This is a genomic window from Streptomyces sp. GQFP (assembly GCF_021545335.1).
Lineage (GTDB): Bacteria > Actinomycetota > Actinomycetes > Streptomycetales > Streptomycetaceae > Streptomyces.
On the sequence record NZ_CP089312.1, the window covers coordinates 2459389 to 2475104 of the forward strand.

At 70.0% G+C, this 15716-nt stretch carries 16 protein-coding genes; 9 read left to right on the forward strand and 7 right to left on the reverse strand.

Annotated features, from left to right (window positions below):
- Positions 1-15: 15 nt before the first annotated feature.
- Positions 16-1212: a serine hydrolase domain-containing protein gene (locus LUX31_RS10550; RefSeq protein WP_235479869.1), complete on the forward strand. Its 1197-nt coding sequence runs from the start codon at positions 16-18 to the stop codon at positions 1210-1212.
- Here LUX31_RS10550 and LUX31_RS10555 read toward each other — a convergent pair.
- The 4 genes from LUX31_RS10555 to LUX31_RS10570 form a co-directional block, all read right to left on the reverse strand.
- Entirely contained in the window at positions 1202-1729 is a 528-nt protein-coding gene (locus tag LUX31_RS10555; protein ID WP_235474527.1) for a hypothetical protein, read from the reverse strand. The genes LUX31_RS10550 and LUX31_RS10555 overlap by 11 nt on opposite strands.
- 30 nt (positions 1730-1759) lie before the next feature.
- Positions 1760-2404 carry a TetR/AcrR family transcriptional regulator gene (locus LUX31_RS10560; protein ID WP_235474528.1) on the reverse strand — a complete coding sequence of 215 codons (645 nt, stop codon included), beginning with the start codon at positions 2402-2404 and terminating at the stop codon, positions 1760-1762.
- A gap of 176 nt (positions 2405-2580) precedes the next feature.
- Positions 2581-3783, reverse strand: coding sequence for a sensor histidine kinase (locus LUX31_RS10565; protein ID WP_235474529.1), 1203 nt, complete (start codon positions 3781-3783; stop codon positions 2581-2583).
- Positions 3780-4433, reverse strand: a complete 654-nt coding sequence (locus LUX31_RS10570) for a response regulator transcription factor (protein WP_235474530.1) — start codon at positions 4431-4433, stop codon at positions 3780-3782. The genes LUX31_RS10565 and LUX31_RS10570 overlap by 4 nt, the downstream gene beginning before the upstream one ends.
- Before the next feature lie 136 nt (positions 4434-4569).
- Between LUX31_RS10570 and LUX31_RS10575 the strand changes: the two genes are divergently transcribed.
- Positions 4570-5121, forward strand: coding sequence for a hypothetical protein (locus tag LUX31_RS10575; protein ID WP_235474531.1), 552 nt, complete (start codon positions 4570-4572; stop codon positions 5119-5121).
- 85 nt (positions 5122-5206) lie between these two features.
- Here the strand turns inward: LUX31_RS10575 and LUX31_RS10580 are convergent, their stop codons facing one another.
- Positions 5207-6646: a gamma-aminobutyraldehyde dehydrogenase gene (locus LUX31_RS10580; protein WP_235474532.1), complete on the reverse strand. Its 1440-nt coding sequence runs from the start codon at positions 6644-6646 to the stop codon at positions 5207-5209.
- Positions 6647-6828: 182 nt separating this feature from the next.
- Between LUX31_RS10580 and LUX31_RS10585 the strand changes: the two genes are divergently transcribed.
- The 7 genes from LUX31_RS10585 to LUX31_RS10615 all read left to right on the forward strand — a co-directional run bounded on the left by LUX31_RS10585 (position 6829) and on the right by LUX31_RS10615 (position 13666).
- Positions 6829-7344 (forward strand): Lrp/AsnC family transcriptional regulator, encoded by a 516-nt coding sequence (locus LUX31_RS10585; protein ID WP_235474533.1) that lies wholly within the window; start codon positions 6829-6831, stop codon positions 7342-7344.
- On the forward strand, positions 7329-8729 hold the full coding sequence (locus LUX31_RS10590) for an aspartate aminotransferase family protein (protein WP_268828140.1): 1401 nt from the start codon (positions 7329-7331) through the stop codon (positions 8727-8729). Before LUX31_RS10585 ends, LUX31_RS10590 begins: the two co-directional genes overlap by 16 nt.
- Positions 8730-8960: 231 nt before the next feature.
- Positions 8961-9815: an ABC transporter ATP-binding protein gene (locus LUX31_RS10595; protein ID WP_235474534.1), complete on the forward strand. Its 855-nt coding sequence runs from the start codon at positions 8961-8963 to the stop codon at positions 9813-9815.
- Entirely contained in the window at positions 9797-11149 is a 1353-nt protein-coding gene (locus tag LUX31_RS10600) for a hypothetical protein (RefSeq protein ID WP_235474535.1), read from the forward strand. Before LUX31_RS10595 ends, LUX31_RS10600 begins: the two co-directional genes overlap by 19 nt.
- Positions 11150-11246: 97 nt before the next feature.
- A complete protein-coding gene (locus LUX31_RS10605; RefSeq protein WP_235474536.1) occupies positions 11247-11666 on the forward strand; it encodes a VOC family protein in 420 nt (139 codons plus the stop codon).
- Between the two features lie 36 nt (positions 11667-11702).
- Complete coding sequence (locus LUX31_RS10610; protein WP_235474537.1) at positions 11703-12824, forward strand: LOG family protein; 1122 nt, start codon at positions 11703-11705, stop codon at positions 12822-12824.
- Positions 12825-12976: 152 nt separating this feature from the next.
- Positions 12977-13666: an LAETG motif-containing sortase-dependent surface protein gene (locus LUX31_RS10615; protein WP_235474538.1), complete on the forward strand. Its 690-nt coding sequence runs from the start codon at positions 12977-12979 to the stop codon at positions 13664-13666.
- A 73-nt stretch (positions 13667-13739) separates the two neighbouring features.
- Here the strand turns inward: LUX31_RS10615 and LUX31_RS10620 are convergent, their stop codons facing one another.
- Positions 13740-14537, reverse strand: coding sequence for a maleylpyruvate isomerase family mycothiol-dependent enzyme (locus LUX31_RS10620; protein ID WP_235474539.1), 798 nt, complete (start codon positions 14535-14537; stop codon positions 13740-13742).
- A 142-nt stretch (positions 14538-14679) separates the two neighbouring features.
- A complete protein-coding gene (locus LUX31_RS10625) occupies positions 14680-15714 on the reverse strand; it encodes an ABC transporter ATP-binding protein (protein WP_443045946.1) in 1035 nt (344 codons plus the stop codon).
- Positions 15715-15716: the final 2 nt, after the last annotated feature.

A 15716-nucleotide genomic window follows, 5' to 3' on the forward strand; every position in this document is an offset into this window, starting at 1 on the left:
CTCCAGGAGCAGCCGATGACCACCCGCACCCGCACTCGCACACGCACACGCACACGCACCGCCTTACGCACCACGGCTCTCGCCACCGCCCTCACCCTCGCCCTGGCGGCCGGCCCGCTGGCCGCACCCGCGCTCGCCGACTCCGCCCCGGCGACCGCGACCGCGCAGGTCGCGGGCCCCGACGCCAAGGCTCTGCAGGCCGCGATCGCCGGACTGCCGAACGCGGACGCGACCGCCGCGCTCGTACGGGTAGGCGGCAAGGGCCCGGACTGGCACGGCAGCGCGGGGGTGCACGACCTCGCGAGCGGGCGCCCGGCGGACCCCGACGGGCGTTTCCGGGCCGGTTCGACGACCAAGGTGGTCACGGCGGCGGTCGTGCTGCAGCTCGCGGCGGAGGGTGATGTGGACCTCGGCCGGCCGGCCCGGCACTATCTGCCGGAGCTGATCCCGGCCACGTACAAGGACGTGACCGTGCGCCAACTGCTCAACCACACCAGCGGAATTCCGGTCCCCGACCTCCCCGGCGACACCTTCGAGGAGGTGTACGCGCACCGCTTTGACATCCATACGGCTCGCGAGATGGTCGCCTCTGCCACCGCGAAGGAGCCCGAGTTCGCGCCGGGCACCGGGCAGCACTACCTGAACATCGGCTATACCGTCCTTGAGGTGCTGATAGAGCGGGTCACCGGGCACTCGTACGAGCGGGAGGCGGCCCGCCGCATCTTCGGCCCGCTGGGGATGCGGGACACGTACCTCCCGGGCACCGACCCGGAGATCAGAGGTCCGCACAACCACGGCTACCAGGCCGTGCCGCGCGCGGACGGGACGACGAAGCTGCGCGACGTCACGGTGTGGGGTACCACGGACACCGGAGCGGCGGGGGCCATGATCTCCACGACGGCGGATCTGGAGCGGCTGCTGACCGCCCTGTTCCGCGGCCAGGTCGTACCCGAGCCTCAGCTGACGGAGATGTTCACCGTGCCCGCCGATGTCCCCGGGGCCACCATGAGCGCGGGCCTCCAACGGCACGTCACCGACGACGGCACGGAGTTGTGGGGCAAGTCGGGCGGCCGCTGGGGCTACAACACGATAGTCATCGGCACCCGCGATCTGTCCCGCACCCTCGTCTACTCGGTCAACTCGACCGACGCCAAGGGCTACGCCATGAATCCGGTCGCCGCACGCATCATCGAGGCGACGTTCAGACGGTGACGGCCGCGGCGGCTGGATGCGCGGGACTGAGCGCCTCCAGCCGCTTGATTCGCTTCCGTACGGCGTACAGCGGGATCACTCCGAACACCCCGAACGAGATGTCGATGACCGTCCACCAGAAGGGAATTCCCCGGATCGGCCCGCAGATCAGCGCGAGCGGAACGATCCCGGCGCAGGCGATCATCCCGAACTCGACGACCCAGATGTTGCGTACGGGGTCGCGGTAGGGCCCGTAGAAGGCGACCGCGATGACGAGGTGGGCGAAGGCGAGCCAGTCCGTGCCGTAGAGGACGAACGGGTAGCGCTCATCGGTGGCGTCGAGACCGTCACGGACGCGCGCGACCCAGTCCATCAGCCCCGGCAGCCGCTCGGGGACGGACAGGGCCCGCAACAGGCTCTCGGTCCAGCGCAGTTCGTGCACGAGGGGGAAGGCGGTGGCGCCGCTGAGCACCAGACAGACGACGAAGAGGACCAACCAGACGCGGATGCCCTTGAGAAGGGCGGCTCTGTCGCTCATGGAGGCAGCATACGCTTGAGTTGAACACGTTCAAAAGAGCTGCCGCCGTGCGAGTGGGCGCCGCTTGACCTTGACCCGGCCCTCCCGCACCGGCGCACGACGCCACCCAGGGGCTGCCGTCCAGATCACGCCGACGGCGGCGTGAGCGCCGCGAAGGCCTCGTCGAGGAGGGCGTCGAGGTCGGGGGCGCCGTCGGAGGAGGTCCAGTGGCTGACGGCGATGTTCAGGGCGTCCACCGCGGCGGCGGCCCGCACCAAGCGGGCCCAGTGCCGTGGGCCCGGACGAGCCGGCACGCTCGGCGAGAGCCGCGGCGATGGCGGGCCGCCAGCCGGCCTGCTTCTCCTGGCTGCGGGCGCACAGCGAGGGCGTATCCATGATCAGACGGGACATCACCAGAGCGCCGGCCGGATCCTGGCGATGGGGCTCCACGATGACGCCGAGCGCGTGCCGCAGCGCCGTCCAGTCGTAGCGCAGGAAGGTGGAGCGGGACACGCCGGCGGCAGCAGCCAGGTCATTGACGGTGACCTTGCCGAACCCCTCGGACCGGAACAGCTCGAAGACCACCTGGGCCAACTCCGCGGTGATCCCCGTGCGCTTCTCGAACCCCTCCAACGTGGGCCGCCGTGTGGTGTCCTCGTCGTCCGTGTCGAGACAGATCGACTCCGGCCCGCTCACCTAGGGCCACGTAAGCAGCGGGCACGCCACGCCCGGCGAGGGGCACGGACAGACAGGGCACTGGCGCCCAGGCAGCATGCACCTCCGCACGCACAAGCGCCCCATAGGGGCGCGGGGAACTGCGCGACAAGCCACAGCAGGCCCGCGCCCTCCCCACAACCCCGCACCCCTCCCCCTCAGGAGCCCTGCGTCAACCGAGCCGCCGCAGGCAACCTCACCTCCACCCCCAACCCACCCCCCTCCCGGGCCCAAGCCACCACCCCACCCCCATGCGCGGCAGCAACAGCAGCCACGATCGACAGCCCCAGGCCGAGCCCCGTCACCCCGGCCCCCCGAACCCGCACCCGCGCCCCACCCAACCGCCGGAACGGCTGAAACAACCCCCGCACCTCATCCGCCCCGATCACCGCCCCACTGTTCTCGATCCGCAGAACCGGCCACCCCCCATCGACCCCCGTCCACACCCGCACCCAACTCCCCTCCCCCTCGGGCAAGTTGTGCCGAACAGCGTTGTCGGCGAGGTTGACCACCAGCCGTTCGATCAGCTGCGGATCCCCCAGCAGCGGCGCCGGCCCCAACTCCGCCTCCACACACGGACGTCCACCACCCCCCTCTGGCAACCGCCCCCGCACAACCTCCGCCAGATCCACGAACTCCCGCCGCTCCAGCCCCTGTTGGCTGCGCGCCAGCGTGAGCAGCGCGTCGATGAGCCGTTCCTGCTCCCGGCCCGCCGCACGCACCCGTACGCAGGTGGCCCGGAGGGTCCCGGCGGACGCGTCGGGGTCGGCGAGCGCCACGTCGACAAGGGCCTGCTGCAGAGTGAGCGGAGTGCGCAACTCGTGCGAGGCGTTGGCGACGAACTGCTTCTGCGCCTCGAACGCCCCCTCCAGCCTGGCGAGTACGGCGTCGAAGGTGTCGGCCATCGCCTTCAGCTCGTCATCGGGACCGGGTACCGCGAGCCGCTCGTGGAGGTTGTCGGCGGAGATACGACGAGCCGCGGCCGTCATCGTCCGCAGCGGATCCAGCACCCGCCCGGCCATCAGCCAGCCCAGGGCCACCGACACCACGATCATCACGGCCAGCGCGATCCCCGACTCGATCAGCAACTGCTGCAACTGCTCGTCCCGTTGCACCGACAGCCGCTGCTGCACGTACTGGGCGACGAGCGGCGCGTCAGGGCCTTTGGGGATGCCTTGGGAGAACGTGTCCCGGCGCTCGGGACTCCCCACCCTCACCCCGGGCTCGGAGTTCGCCACCAGCACATACGTGAAGCTCAGCAGCACCGCCCCCGCGACCGCGAACAACGCGCTGTAGAGCAGGGTCAGCCGCCACCGGATACTGCGCGGCCCACGCAGCGCCACCCTCACGACGGACCTCACAGCCGGTACCCCGCCCGCTCGACGGTCTCGATCAGCGGCGGCTCCCCCAGCTTCCGCCGCAGCCGGCTCACCGTCACCTTCACGGTCTGGCTGAAGGGGTCGGCGGCCTCGTCCCAGGCCCGTTCGAGCAGTTCCTCGGCGGACACCACACTCCCGCGCGCCCCCATCAGCAACTCCAGTACGGCGAACTCCTTGGGGCTGAGCGGTAGTTGGCACCCGGCCCGAGTGGCGACCCGCCGCGCCGGGTCGAGCCGCAGTTCACCGCTCACCAGGACCGGCGGCAACGCGGGCTGCGCACGGCGCGCCAACGCCCGTATCCGCGCGACGAGTTCCATGAAGGCGAACGGCTTCGGCAGATAGTCGTCGGCGCCGAGTCCGAGCCCCGCGACCCGGTCGGCCACCGTCCCGGACGCCGTCAGCATCAGCACCCGCGCCCTGCTGCCGTCCCCGGCGAGCGTCCGGCACACCTGGTCGCCGTGGACGCCGGGCAGATCGCGGTCGAGCACGACGACGTCGTAGCCGTTGACCGCGGCGCGCTCCAGCGCGGTCGGGCCGTCGAAGGCGAGGTCGACCGCCATCCCCTCCCGGCGCAGGCCCGCGGCGACGGTCTCGGCGAGTTCTTCGTGGTCCTCGACCACCAGCACACGCATGCCGGTCAGTGTGGCGCGCGGCCGGTTACACGGCGATAAGTCCGCCCGTTCCGCTGCTGTAACCGGCGACACGCTTCCGTGGATCCCGCACCACCCATGACATCACCACCACCCACGACCCCACTTGGAGGCACCCATGCCCGTACTCGCGGCCCGCCCCCGGCGTCTCGCCCTGGCCTGCGCCATGATCTCGGTCGTCGCGCTGGGCACGGTCAGCGCGACGGCGGCCACGGCGACCGGAACCACCGGAACCACTGCGACCGGATCCGGATCCACCGGCACGCCGGGCCCGACAGCCCCCGAACCGCCGCGCGGCGGCGAGGCGTTCGGCCTGAAGTACGAGCCGACCGACAACGCCCCCGACGACGTCAACGAGGCGAACGACGACTTCGCCGCGTGCATGCGCGACGAGGGCCAGACCCGCTTCCCGAGCTTCCACGCCGTCAAGGACGACGACGGAGAGATCCGCCTGCAGACGAAGCTGGGAGGCGAGCGCGGCGACCGGAACCGCACCGACTTCAGCGACTTCCGCAAGGCACTGAAAGAGTGCGCGCCCATCATGGAGAAGACGGGCATCACCTTCCCCGACGAGGACGAGTTCCCCGGCTCCCCCGACCACGAGCTGCCGGGCCCGCCGGACTGCGGAGTGATCACCCGCACGGACCGCGCAGAGACGCAGGCATCCTGAAACAGTGCGGCCCCGGACGGAGAACTCCCGCCCGGGGCCGCACACACACCTGAACGACCCAAGACCGACCGTCAGCCGTCAGCCGTCAGCCGTCGAGCGACGTCATCACATGCTTGATCCGCGTGTAGTCGTCGAACCCGTACCCCGAGAGGTCCTTGCCGTAGCCGGACTTCTTGAAGCCGCCGTGGGGCATCTCCGCGACCAGCGGGATGTGGGCGTTGATCCACACACAGCCGAAGTCCAGGACCTTCGACATCCGCATCGCCCGCGAGTGGTCCTTCGTCCACACGGACGAGGCGAGGGCGTAGTCCACGCCGTTGGCCCACTCCACGGCCTGCGTCTCGTCCGTGAAGGACTGGACGGTGATGACCGGCCCGAAGACCTCGTTCTGGATGATCTCGTCGTCCTGCTTCAGGCCGGACACCACGGTCGCGGCGTAGAAGTAGCCCTTCTCACCGACCCGGTGACCGCCCGCCTCGACCTTCGCGTGGGCGGGCAGCCGCTCGATGAACCCGGTGACCTGCTTGAGCTGGTTCGGGTTGTTGAGCGGCCCGTACAGCACGTCCTCGTCGTCCGGCTGGCCGGTCTTGGTCTCGGCGGCGGCCTTCGCGAGCGCGGCGACGAACTCGTCGTGGATGGACTCCTGTACGAGGACGCGCGTGGCCGCCGTACAGTCCTGGCCCGCGTTGAAGTAACCCGCGACCGAGATGTCCTCGACGGCCTTGGCGATGTCGGTGTCCTCGAAGACGACGACCGGCGCCTTGCCGCCCAGCTCCAGGTGGACGCGCTTGAGGTCCTTCGACGCGGACTCGGCGACCTGCATACCGGCCCGCACCGAACCGGTGATCGACGCCATCGCGGGCGTCTTGTGTTCGACCATCAGCCGCCCGGTCTCACGGTCACCGGTGATGACGTTGAAGACACCCTTGGGCAGGACCGAACCGATGATCTCGGCGATGAGGACCGTGGACGCGGGCGTCGTGTCCGAGGGCTTCAGCACCACCGTGTTGCCGGCCGCGATCGCCGGGGCGAACTTCCATACGGCCATCATCATCGGGTAGTTCCAGGGCGCGACCTGCGCGCAGACCCCGACCGGCTCCCGGCGGACGATCGACGTCATCCCGTCCATGTACTCGCCGGCGCTGCGCCCCTCCAGCATCCGGGCCGCACCCGCGAAGAAGCGGATCTGGTCCACCATCGGCGGGATCTCCTCGGACCGGGTGAGCCCGATCGGCTTGCCGGTGTTCTCCACCTCGGCCGCGATCAAATCCTCGGCACGCTCCTCGAACGCGTCCGCGATCTTCAGGAGGGCCTTCTGCCGCTCGGCCGGAGTCTGGTCGCGCCAGGCGGGGAAAGCGGCGGCGGCGGCCGCCATGGCGGCGTCGACGTCCGGCTGCCCGGACAGCGGCGCGGTCGCGTACGCCTCGCCCGTCACGGGGTTGACCACCTCGGTGGTCCGCCCGTCGGCGGCGTCCCGGAACTCACCATCGATGTAGTTGCGCAGACGACGCAGCTCGGTGCTCACTGCCGGCCCTCCAGTTCAGGTGTCCAATGACTCTCGGGTGTCCATTGACTGAGACACCCACCCTATTCCGCAGTCCGACGTTTTCAACACCCCCGATCCCCTATGGGCTGCGAAATCCGCAAAACAGACACCCATCGACAACGAATTTCATCGATCGAGCCTTGCGAAACCGTCGACCCCTCGTGCACAGTGAGCGCGTGGCCAGTCGAAGCGCAGAGCACAGGGACGCCCGCGAGCCCAGGAACGGCACGCCCCAGCTGGACGCCGTCTCCCTCGGCATCATCGAACAGCTCCAGGAGGACGGCCGCCGGCCGTACGCGGCGATCGGCAAGGCGGTGGGCCTCTCGGAGGCGGCCGTACGCCAGCGCGTCCAGAAGCTGCTCGACCAGGGCGTGATGCAGATCGTCGCCGTCACGGACCCGCTCACCGTGGGTTTCCGCAGGCAGGCGATGGTCGGCGTCAACGTCGACGGCGACCTGGACCCGGTGGCCGACGCGCTGAGCGCCATGCCGGAAGTCGAGTACGTGGTCATGACCGCGGGCTCCTTCGACATCCTCGCCGAGATCGTCTGCGAGGACGACGACCATCTGCTGGACGTCATCAACAAACGCATACGGGCCCTGCCCGGCGTGCGCTCCACCGAAAGCTTCGTCTACCTCAAGCTCAAGAAGCAGACCTACATGTGGGGAACCCGATAACCGTGACGACCACCGACAGCCACCACCCCAAGGACCTCAGCCGCACCGCGTACGACCACCTGTGGATGCACTTCACCCGCATGTCGTCGTACGAGAACGCGCCCGTCCCGACGATCGTCCGGGGCGAGGGCACGTACATCTACGACGACAAGGGCCGGCGCTACCTCGACGGTCTGGCGGGGCTGTTCGTGGTCCAGGCCGGTCACGGCCGCACGGAACTCGCGGAGACCGCCTTCAAGCAGGCCCAGGAGCTGGCCTTCTTCCCGGTGTGGTCGTACGCCCACCCGAAGGCGGTGGAGCTGGCGGAACGTTTGGCCAACTACGCGCCGGGCGACCTCAACAAGGTCTTCTTCACCACGGGCGGCGGCGAGGCCGTCGAGACCGCCTGGAAGCTCGCCAAGCAGTACTTCAAGCTGGTCGGCAAGCCCACCAAGTACAAGGTCATCTCGCGTGCCGTCGCCTACCACGGCACCCCCCAGGGCGCCCTGTCCATCACCGGCCTCCCGGGCCTGAAGGCCCCCTTCGAGCCGCTGGTCCCCGGCGCCCACAAGGTCCCGAACACCAACATCTACCGCGCCCCGCTCTTCGGCGACGACCCGGAGGCGTACGGCCGCTGGGCCGCCGACCAGATCGAACAGGAGATCCTCTTCGAGGGCGCGGACACGGTGGCCGCGGTCTTCCTGGAGCCGGTCCAGAACGCGGGCGGCTGCTTCCCGCCCCCGCCGGGCTACTTCCAGCGGGTCCGCGAGATCTGCGACCGCCACGACGTCCTGCTCGTCTCGGACGAGGTCATCTGCGCCTTCGGCCGCCTCGGCACGATGTTCGCGTGCGACAAGTTCGACTACGTACCGGACATGATCACCTGCGCCAAGGGCATGACCTCGGGCTACTCCCCGATCGGCGCGTGCATCATCAGCGACCGCCTCGCGGAGCCGTTCTACAAGGGCGACAACACCTTCCTGCACGGCTACACCTTCGGCGGCCACCCGGTGTCGGCGGCGGTGGGCCTCGCCAACCTCGACCTGTTCGAGCGCGAGGGCCTCAACCAGCACGTCCTGGACAACGAGGGCGCGTTCCGCTCGACCCTGGAGAAGCTGTACGACCTGCCGATCGTCGGCGACGTCCGCGGCAACGGCTTCTTCTACGGAATCGAACTGGTCAAGGACAAGGCGACCAAGGAGTCCTTCGACGCGGAGGAGACGGAACGTATCCTCTACGGCTTCCTCTCCAAGGCCCTCTTCGAGAACGGCCTGTACTGCCGTGCCGACGACCGCGGCGACCCGGTGGTCCAGCTCGCCCCGCCGCTGATCTCCAACCAGGAGACGTTCGACGAGATCGAACAGATCCTGCGCGCGACGCTGACGGAGGCATGGACGAAGCTGTAGCTCCCGGCGGTCCGACCGCCGACTCCGACGATTCAGCTGTTCATACGGCCCGAGTACACCCGTACGAGTGAGAACGGGCGTACCCGGGCCGTGTGCTGTCCGGCCTCGCGCCGCCGAAAACCTAGCGTGCCTGTAACCGATCGGCCCTGCCTTCGTTCCCCCGCACGGGGGATTTCGCGGATTCCGCCCGCGATCCGCACGGCATTTCTGATCTGAACCGAGGTGTACGCGATGGTGGCCCCGCCGGACAACGACGTGCTCTGGGCACGCGCCCTGCACTTCCAGCACAACGACGGCTCGCCGGCGCTGAGCGGTGTCTCGCTCGGCGTCCGGGAGGGCGAGATCCTCGCCGTCAGCGGCCCGCGCGGCAGCGGCAAGACGACCCTGCTGCGCTGCCTGTCGGGCCTGGTACGGCCGCAGCGGGGCGAGGTCTGGTTCAACAGCGTGCCCGTGCACACGATGGGCCCCTTCGCCCGCGAGCGGCTGCGCCGCGACCGTTTCGGCTGGATCGACCCGGCCCCCGTCCTCGTACCGGAACTGAACGTCTGGGAGAACGCGGCCCTGCCCCTCATGCTGCGCGGCACCAGCCGCCAACGCGCCAAGACGGCGGCCCTGGAGTGGCTGGAGCGCCTGGACATCGGCGATCGGGCCCGCAAACGCCCGCACGAGCTGCGCCAGTCCGAACGCCAGCGCGTCTCGATCGCCCGGGCACTGGCCCCGGCCCCCACGGTCCTCTTCGCGGACGAACCGACGGCCCCTCTGTACCAGGCGGACCGCGCCCAGGTTCTTCGCACGCTGACGACAGCGGCCCGCTCGCACGGCATCACGGTGATCCTGGCGACCCACGACGCGAACACGGCGGCACTGGCGGACCGCACGGTCTCGCTGCTCGACGGACGGCGCGTGAACACCGTCCACTTGCCCCCGATCGACGGCAACGAGAACGGGAACGGGAACGGGACTGAGTCCGGGGGCGAGACCGGGGCCAGGGCCGGAGCCGGAGCCGGGAATGGAACCGGCAACGAGACCGGTGCCGGGGCCGGGACCGATACGGAAGGCCGGGCGGCGTGCTCGCTCTCCGTCTAGCCCGCGGCTCCCAGTCGGCCGTCCAGCTCCGCCGTCTGCTGGTGGCGACGGCGTCGGCGGCCACGGGTTTCCTCCTCCTCGGCACCCTGGGCCACGCCCTCGCCCACCAGGACTCGGCCGGCGGCTCGGCCCTGCGGCTGGCCTGGTGCGTGGCCCCCATCGCGGCCACGGTCCACTTCGCGGTGACGGTGGCCCGCACGGACCCCGGCACGAGACCGCGCCCGGGCCTGTCGGCGATCGGCCTGGGCCCGGCCCGCCTGATGGCCGTCTCGGCCGCGACAACGGCCCTGTCCTGCACCCTGGGTTCGATGCTGGCCCTCCTGTTCTTCCTCCACCTCCGAGGCGACCTGACGGGCATGCCCTTCGACGGCGACGCATCGGACTTCCTGGCCGCCGACCACCCCCTCCCCCTCCCAGCAGCCCTGACCCTGCTGACCCTGGTACCGGCGGCGGCATCGATCTCGGTCGCGCTGACATTGCGCCCACGGGACACACGCCGCCGCACAGGCGCCCAAGCCGCGGGCGCACGCACACAAGCGGCGGCACGCGCACAAGCTGCGGGCAGCAGTGCCGCTGGGGCGGCGCCCGTCCCACCGAGAGGCGGCACCCCGCAAGCGCCGGGCAGCGCGACCAACCCCCCAGCCCCCACCCCGGGCACCCCTGAATCCCCGGCCCAGGAACCCGACGACCTCACCCCCACCGACCCGCACCCCCTCCCCGCCCCCAACCCCACCCCCCGAGACCTCCCCTGGGGCATCGCGGTCCTCGCAGCAGGCCTCGCCGTAGAGGCGTACGCCAGCCGAGACACCCACACCCCCGGCCTCACCATCCCCGGCGGAGCCACCGGCAGCCCCGCAGCCGTACTCGCCGGCTGGACCCTCACAGCCCTGGGCCTCGCCCTCGCCGGCCCAGGCCTCACCCACCTCTGCGGACGCCTCCTCCAGGCGGTCCGCCCCGGCGCCCTCCGCCTCCTCGCCGGCCGCGTCCTCATGGCCGAGTCGACCCGCATCGGCCGCCCCCTGGGCGTCGTCTGCGCGGTGGCCTCAGGCGCGTACGCCATGGTCACGCTGTACGACGCCGACGACCCGTCCCTCGGCCCCCTCACCGCCCTCGGCGCCCTGGTCGTGGTCGGCTGCACCCTCGCCACGCTCCTCACAGCCGCCGCCGAGGCGAGAACCGCCCGCGCGGACACCACCGCGGCCCTGCTCCGCCTCGGCGCCCCGGCGACGACCCTGCGCACCGCCGCAGCCCTGCGCGCAGGAGCCCTCCTCGCCCTGTTCGCCCCGCTGACCTTCCTGATCGCGGAGCTGGCGGCGCTGCCACTGACCACCTGAACCCGCACAAAGAAAATCCCGCACTCACCGATGAGTTCTGCCCGACCCGCGGGTCTACCCCTCCGAACAGCACACATCACGAATGGGAGAGACTCCGATGACCTCGCCGACCTACCAGCAGATGATCTTCGTGAACCTGCCCGTGAACGACCTCGGCGCCTCGAAGAAGTTCTTCACGGAACTCGGCTACACGATCAACCCGCAGTTCAGCGACGACAACGCCGCGTCCATCGTGATCAGCGACACGATCGTCGCGATGCTGCTCACCAAGGCGTTCTACGGGACCTTCACCCAGAAGGAGATCGCGGACGCGACGAAGACCAGCGAGGTGCTGGTCGCGCTGAGCGCCGAGAGCCGCGAGAAGGTCGACGAGCTGGTCGACAAGGCACTCGCCGCGGGCGGTTCCCCGGCCGGCCAGACGCAGGACCTCGGCTTCATGTACGGCCGCTCTTTCGACGACCTCGACGGCCACACCTGGGAGGTCGTGTGGATGGACCCGGCGGCCGTCCAGGGCTAGTCCGAGCGCGTACACGGACCGTGCTTACATGGGCGGGTGCAGACGAGCCCCGCCCATGCGGCCCACCACGACGACCGTGAGATCGAGACGCTGGAGGAGTTCGACGCCGTGGTCTCGGCGCGCGGCACCCTCGCCGGATTCCGCGTCCAGGCAGTCGATCTGACGGACCGTACGAAGGAACTGCTGACCAGCGACACCGCGGGCGCCGTCTTCCTCGGCTGCCCCATGCGGCAGGACGCGGCGGCGAAGGTGCGCGCGAGCGGCGCCCTGGTCTTCCCGCCCGCCCCCGACCTGCCCTTCGACCCGTACCGCGGCCACCCCTACTCGCCGGACGAGCTGTTCGCCGGACTCGACAAGGGCTACGAGCTGACACCCGACGCCCTGGCATACGCCTGGTTCCAGCTCACCAAGGCCGACGGCGACATCTTCGCCTCGATGCTGCGCTCCGTCCACGACGACTCCGTCACCGACGCCCTCGACGAACTCCTGCGCGGAACACAGGTCGTGGGGGTGATGGGCGGGCACGCGATGGCGCGCGGGACCGAGGCGTACGCCGGTGCCGCGCGCCTGGGGCGCGAGCTGACGCGCGCCGGGTTCACGGTGGCCACGGGCGGCGGCCCGGGCGCGATGGAGGCGGCGAACCTCGGGGCGTACGCGGCGCCCTTCGAGGACACCATGCTCGACGAGGCATGCGAACTCCTCACCGCAGCGCCCTCGTTCACGCCCTCGATCACCGACTGGGCGCGCGCCGCGTTCGAGGTCCGCTCACGCTGGCCCAGGGGCGGCAACTCGGTCGGCATCCCGACCTGGTTCTACGGGCACGAGCCGCCGAACGCCTTCGCCTCGCACATCGCCAAGTACTTCGCCAACGCCACCCGCGAGGACGGCCTGTTGGCCCGCTCGAACGCGGGGGTCGTGTTCCTGCCGGGCGCCGCCGGGACCGTACAGGAGATCTTCGACAACGCGACCCCGAACTACTACGAGTCGCGCGGCGAGCCCACGCCCATGGTGCTCGTGAACCGCGCGCACTGGACCGAGCGGCTGCCCGCCTGGCCACTGCTCCAGTCGCTCGCGCGGGAGCGGGCGATGGAGGACCGAATTGCCCTGGTCGACCGGATCGAGGAGGCTCCGGAGGCCTTGAAACGTCTCGCTGGTTAACGGGTAGGCAAAACCAATCCCTGTAGCCCGCATACGGATTGACAGCCCTTATCCCGCGCTTATAAACCTGTGAGACTCCAGGGAGTGATGAGGTGATGAGGTCTCTTCACTCCCTCCACCCCCCTCAGTTGCGCATCCCGTGAAGGGCAATCGTGTCCATATCTCGCCGTACCGCACGTTCCGTGCGTTTTCTCGGTGTCGCCTCCGCCTCGGCCGCGCTCGCGCTCGGTGTCGCGGGCAACGCGTTCGCCTGCAACATCAGTGAGTTCTCCGCCGTCGCCAAGTGCGACGGCGAAAACGGTGTCATCAGCGTCACCGACAAGGACCCGTCGGGCACCCCGGCCACCGTCACCGTGTACCTGGGCGACAAGGTCATCGGCACCGAGGACGTCGTGGGCACCCGCGAGGGCGTCACCGTCGACTTCTCGGAGGACTGGGCGCCGAACACGACGTACCGCGTCCACGTCAAGGCCGGCAACCAGGTCGACGAGTACATCAAGCCGGACGTGACCACGCCGGGCGACGCCTGCAAGACGGAGCCGACCCCGACTCCGACCCCGTCGGCGTCGGAGACCCCGGAGCCGTCCGAGCCCGCGACGCCGACCCCGTCGGCCTCGGAGCCCGAGGAGTCGGCCACCCCGACCCCGTCGGCCGACGAGAGCACCCCGGGTGCCCCCGCGAGCAGCGTTCCGACGCCCGCGGGCGGCAGCTCCAACCTCGCCGAGACCGGCGCCGGCTCGAACACCGGCGTGATCGCCGGTATCGCGGCTGCCCTGGTCGCCGTCGGCGGCGGCGCTGTCTTCTTCGGCATGCGCCGTCGTGGGACGTCCAGCAACCGCTGACGTTCCACAAGTGGTATCCGGTTGTACGTACGTTGTGGCCCGCCCCTCGTCAGGGAGGCGGGCCACTCCGCTGTCAGCCGAAGGTGGCCTTCTCCAGCCAGAAGTCCAAAAGCTCCCGCTCCCCGAGAACCTCCAACTCCGGGCTGTCCAGCGGAAGTCGCCGATAGAAGGCGAGCAGGACGTCGGTGAGGGGCCCCCGCAGAGCGACCGTCGCCTTCTCATGCCCACGACGCCAGACGACACCGTCCTCGGTAAGTTGGATGAACCACTCGGCGTTCAACTCGGGACCGGCGTCGGTGGCATGGAGATGAATACTGCGCCCCACCCCCCGCAACTCCCGTGCCGCGTCGTGCGGATCGGTCCGCTGCACGAACTCGACGATCTGCAGCCACTCGTCGATCGCGTCGGCGGCGATGTCGGCCGCGACCTCGTACGGCAGCCCTGCGGCGAGGGTCGCGTCCGCGCGGTGAACGGTGATCTCGTGGGCCATCCGCCGCGCCCAGAACCCCGAGTTGTGAATCCCGGCCCAGGCCCACACCTCGGTATCCGCCCCGGCCTCACGCAACGCCCCGACAACCAACTCCCCGGTCTCGGCAAGCCAGGCGTCCAGCGCGCCGGCATCGCCTTGCGCCTCGGGCCCACCACTCAAGGGCACTTGCCCCTCATCAACGTTCTCGTCGGCCCGCGTACGCACCAGCGTGTCCACCCACCGCAGGGCACCACCGGTGTGCCGCACCAACTGCTCGAACGACCAGTCGGGACAGGTCGGCACGGTCGCGTCCAGATCGACACCAGAGGTCACGACAGCCCTCAACTGTCCGACCTGATGAGCGATTTCATCGCAGTAGCGGTCATGCGCGAGCTTCGTCATAGCCTGAACCCTAATGCCGCACCGCACTTCAGCCCGTCCGGCGCTTGAGGACGAGGCCGTTCAGGCCGAAAGGGGGGTCTGGGGGCGCAGCCCCCAGGGATGGGACGGGTAGGGGCGGCGGGGGCGAGAAAAGCCCCCAAGCTCACCCGAGCACAACAGTCTCCGCCCCCTCAAAAACCACCCCCACCACATCCCCCGGCCCCGGCGCCTCCCGCAACGCACACGCAGCCTCCACCCAAGGCACATCCCCAGACACACCCTCAGGCTGAAGCCGCACAGCAACATGCGTCCCCCGAAACGTCCGCGCAGCCACAACACAACGCAGCCCCTCATCGGCACCCACCACCCGCACACCACCAGGCCGCACAAGCACCATCCGCACCCCCTGCAAGCTGCCCTCGGGCACCGGCACCTTCCCCCACGCCGTATCCGCGACCTGCCCACTCACCATCGCCTCAACAACATTGTCGAAGCCAAGAAACCGCGCCACGAACTCGTCAACAGGCCGCTGCCACACCTCAAGCGGCGTACCGGACTGAGCGATCCGCCCATCCCGCATCACCACCACCCGGTCGGCAAGAGCAAAGGCCTCCCCCTGGTCATGGGTGACCGCGAGCACGGTGGTCCCCAACCGCCCAAAAAGCTCCCGGAGTTCGACAACAAGCCGCTCACGCAACGACCGATCCAGCTGCCCCAGCGGCTCGTCGAGCATCAGCAACCGAGGCCGAGGCGCAAGCGCCCGAGCAAGCGCGACCCGCTGCTGCTCCCCACCGGACAACGCGGCAACAGCCCGCCCCGCAGCCCCCGGCAACCCCACCAGCTCCAACAACTCCCGCACACGTACGCCCTGTTGCTCTTTGGACACGTGATGCATACGCAACCCGAACTCGACGTTGCCGCCGACATCCCGCTGCGGGAACAGCTGATGGTCCTGGAACATCAGCCCGACCCCCCGCTTGTGCGCGGGAACCCCGGCAAGATCCCGCCCGTCCAGCAACACGCGCCCCGCGTCCAACGACTGAAGCCCGGCAACCGCCCGCAGCAGCGTCGACTTCCCGCTCCCACTCGGCCCGAGCACACACACGATCTCGTGCTCGGCGACATCGAGACCGACCCCGTCCAACACGGCCCGCGCCCCGAACCGCACGGACGCCCCTTCGAGACTGAGCATGGCCATGG

Bases quoted from the DNA above. Each gene is read 5' to 3' on its own strand.
- LUX31_RS10550 (WP_235479869.1), top strand. From the start codon at position 16: ATGACCACCCGCACCCGCACTCGCACACGCACACGCACACGCACCGCC.
- LUX31_RS10555 (WP_235474527.1), bottom strand. From the start codon at position 1,729: ATGAGCGACAGAGCCGCCCTTCTCAAGGGCATCCGCGTCTGGTTGGTC.
- LUX31_RS10570 (WP_235474530.1), bottom strand. From the start codon at position 4,433: ATGCGTGTGCTGGTGGTCGAGGACCACGAAGAACTCGCCGAGACCGTC.
- LUX31_RS10575 (WP_235474531.1), top strand. From the start codon at position 4,570: ATGCCCGTACTCGCGGCCCGCCCCCGGCGTCTCGCCCTGGCCTGCGCC.
- LUX31_RS10595 (WP_235474534.1), top strand. From the start codon at position 8,961: ATGGTGGCCCCGCCGGACAACGACGTGCTCTGGGCACGCGCCCTGCAC.
- LUX31_RS10605 (WP_235474536.1), top strand. From the start codon at position 11,247: ATGACCTCGCCGACCTACCAGCAGATGATCTTCGTGAACCTGCCCGTG.
- LUX31_RS10620 (WP_235474539.1), bottom strand. From the start codon at position 14,537: ATGACGAAGCTCGCGCATGACCGCTACTGCGATGAAATCGCTCATCAG.
- LUX31_RS10625 (WP_443045946.1), bottom strand. From the start codon at position 15,714: ATGGCCATGCTCAGTCTCGAAGGGGCGTCCGTGCGGTTCGGGGCGCGG.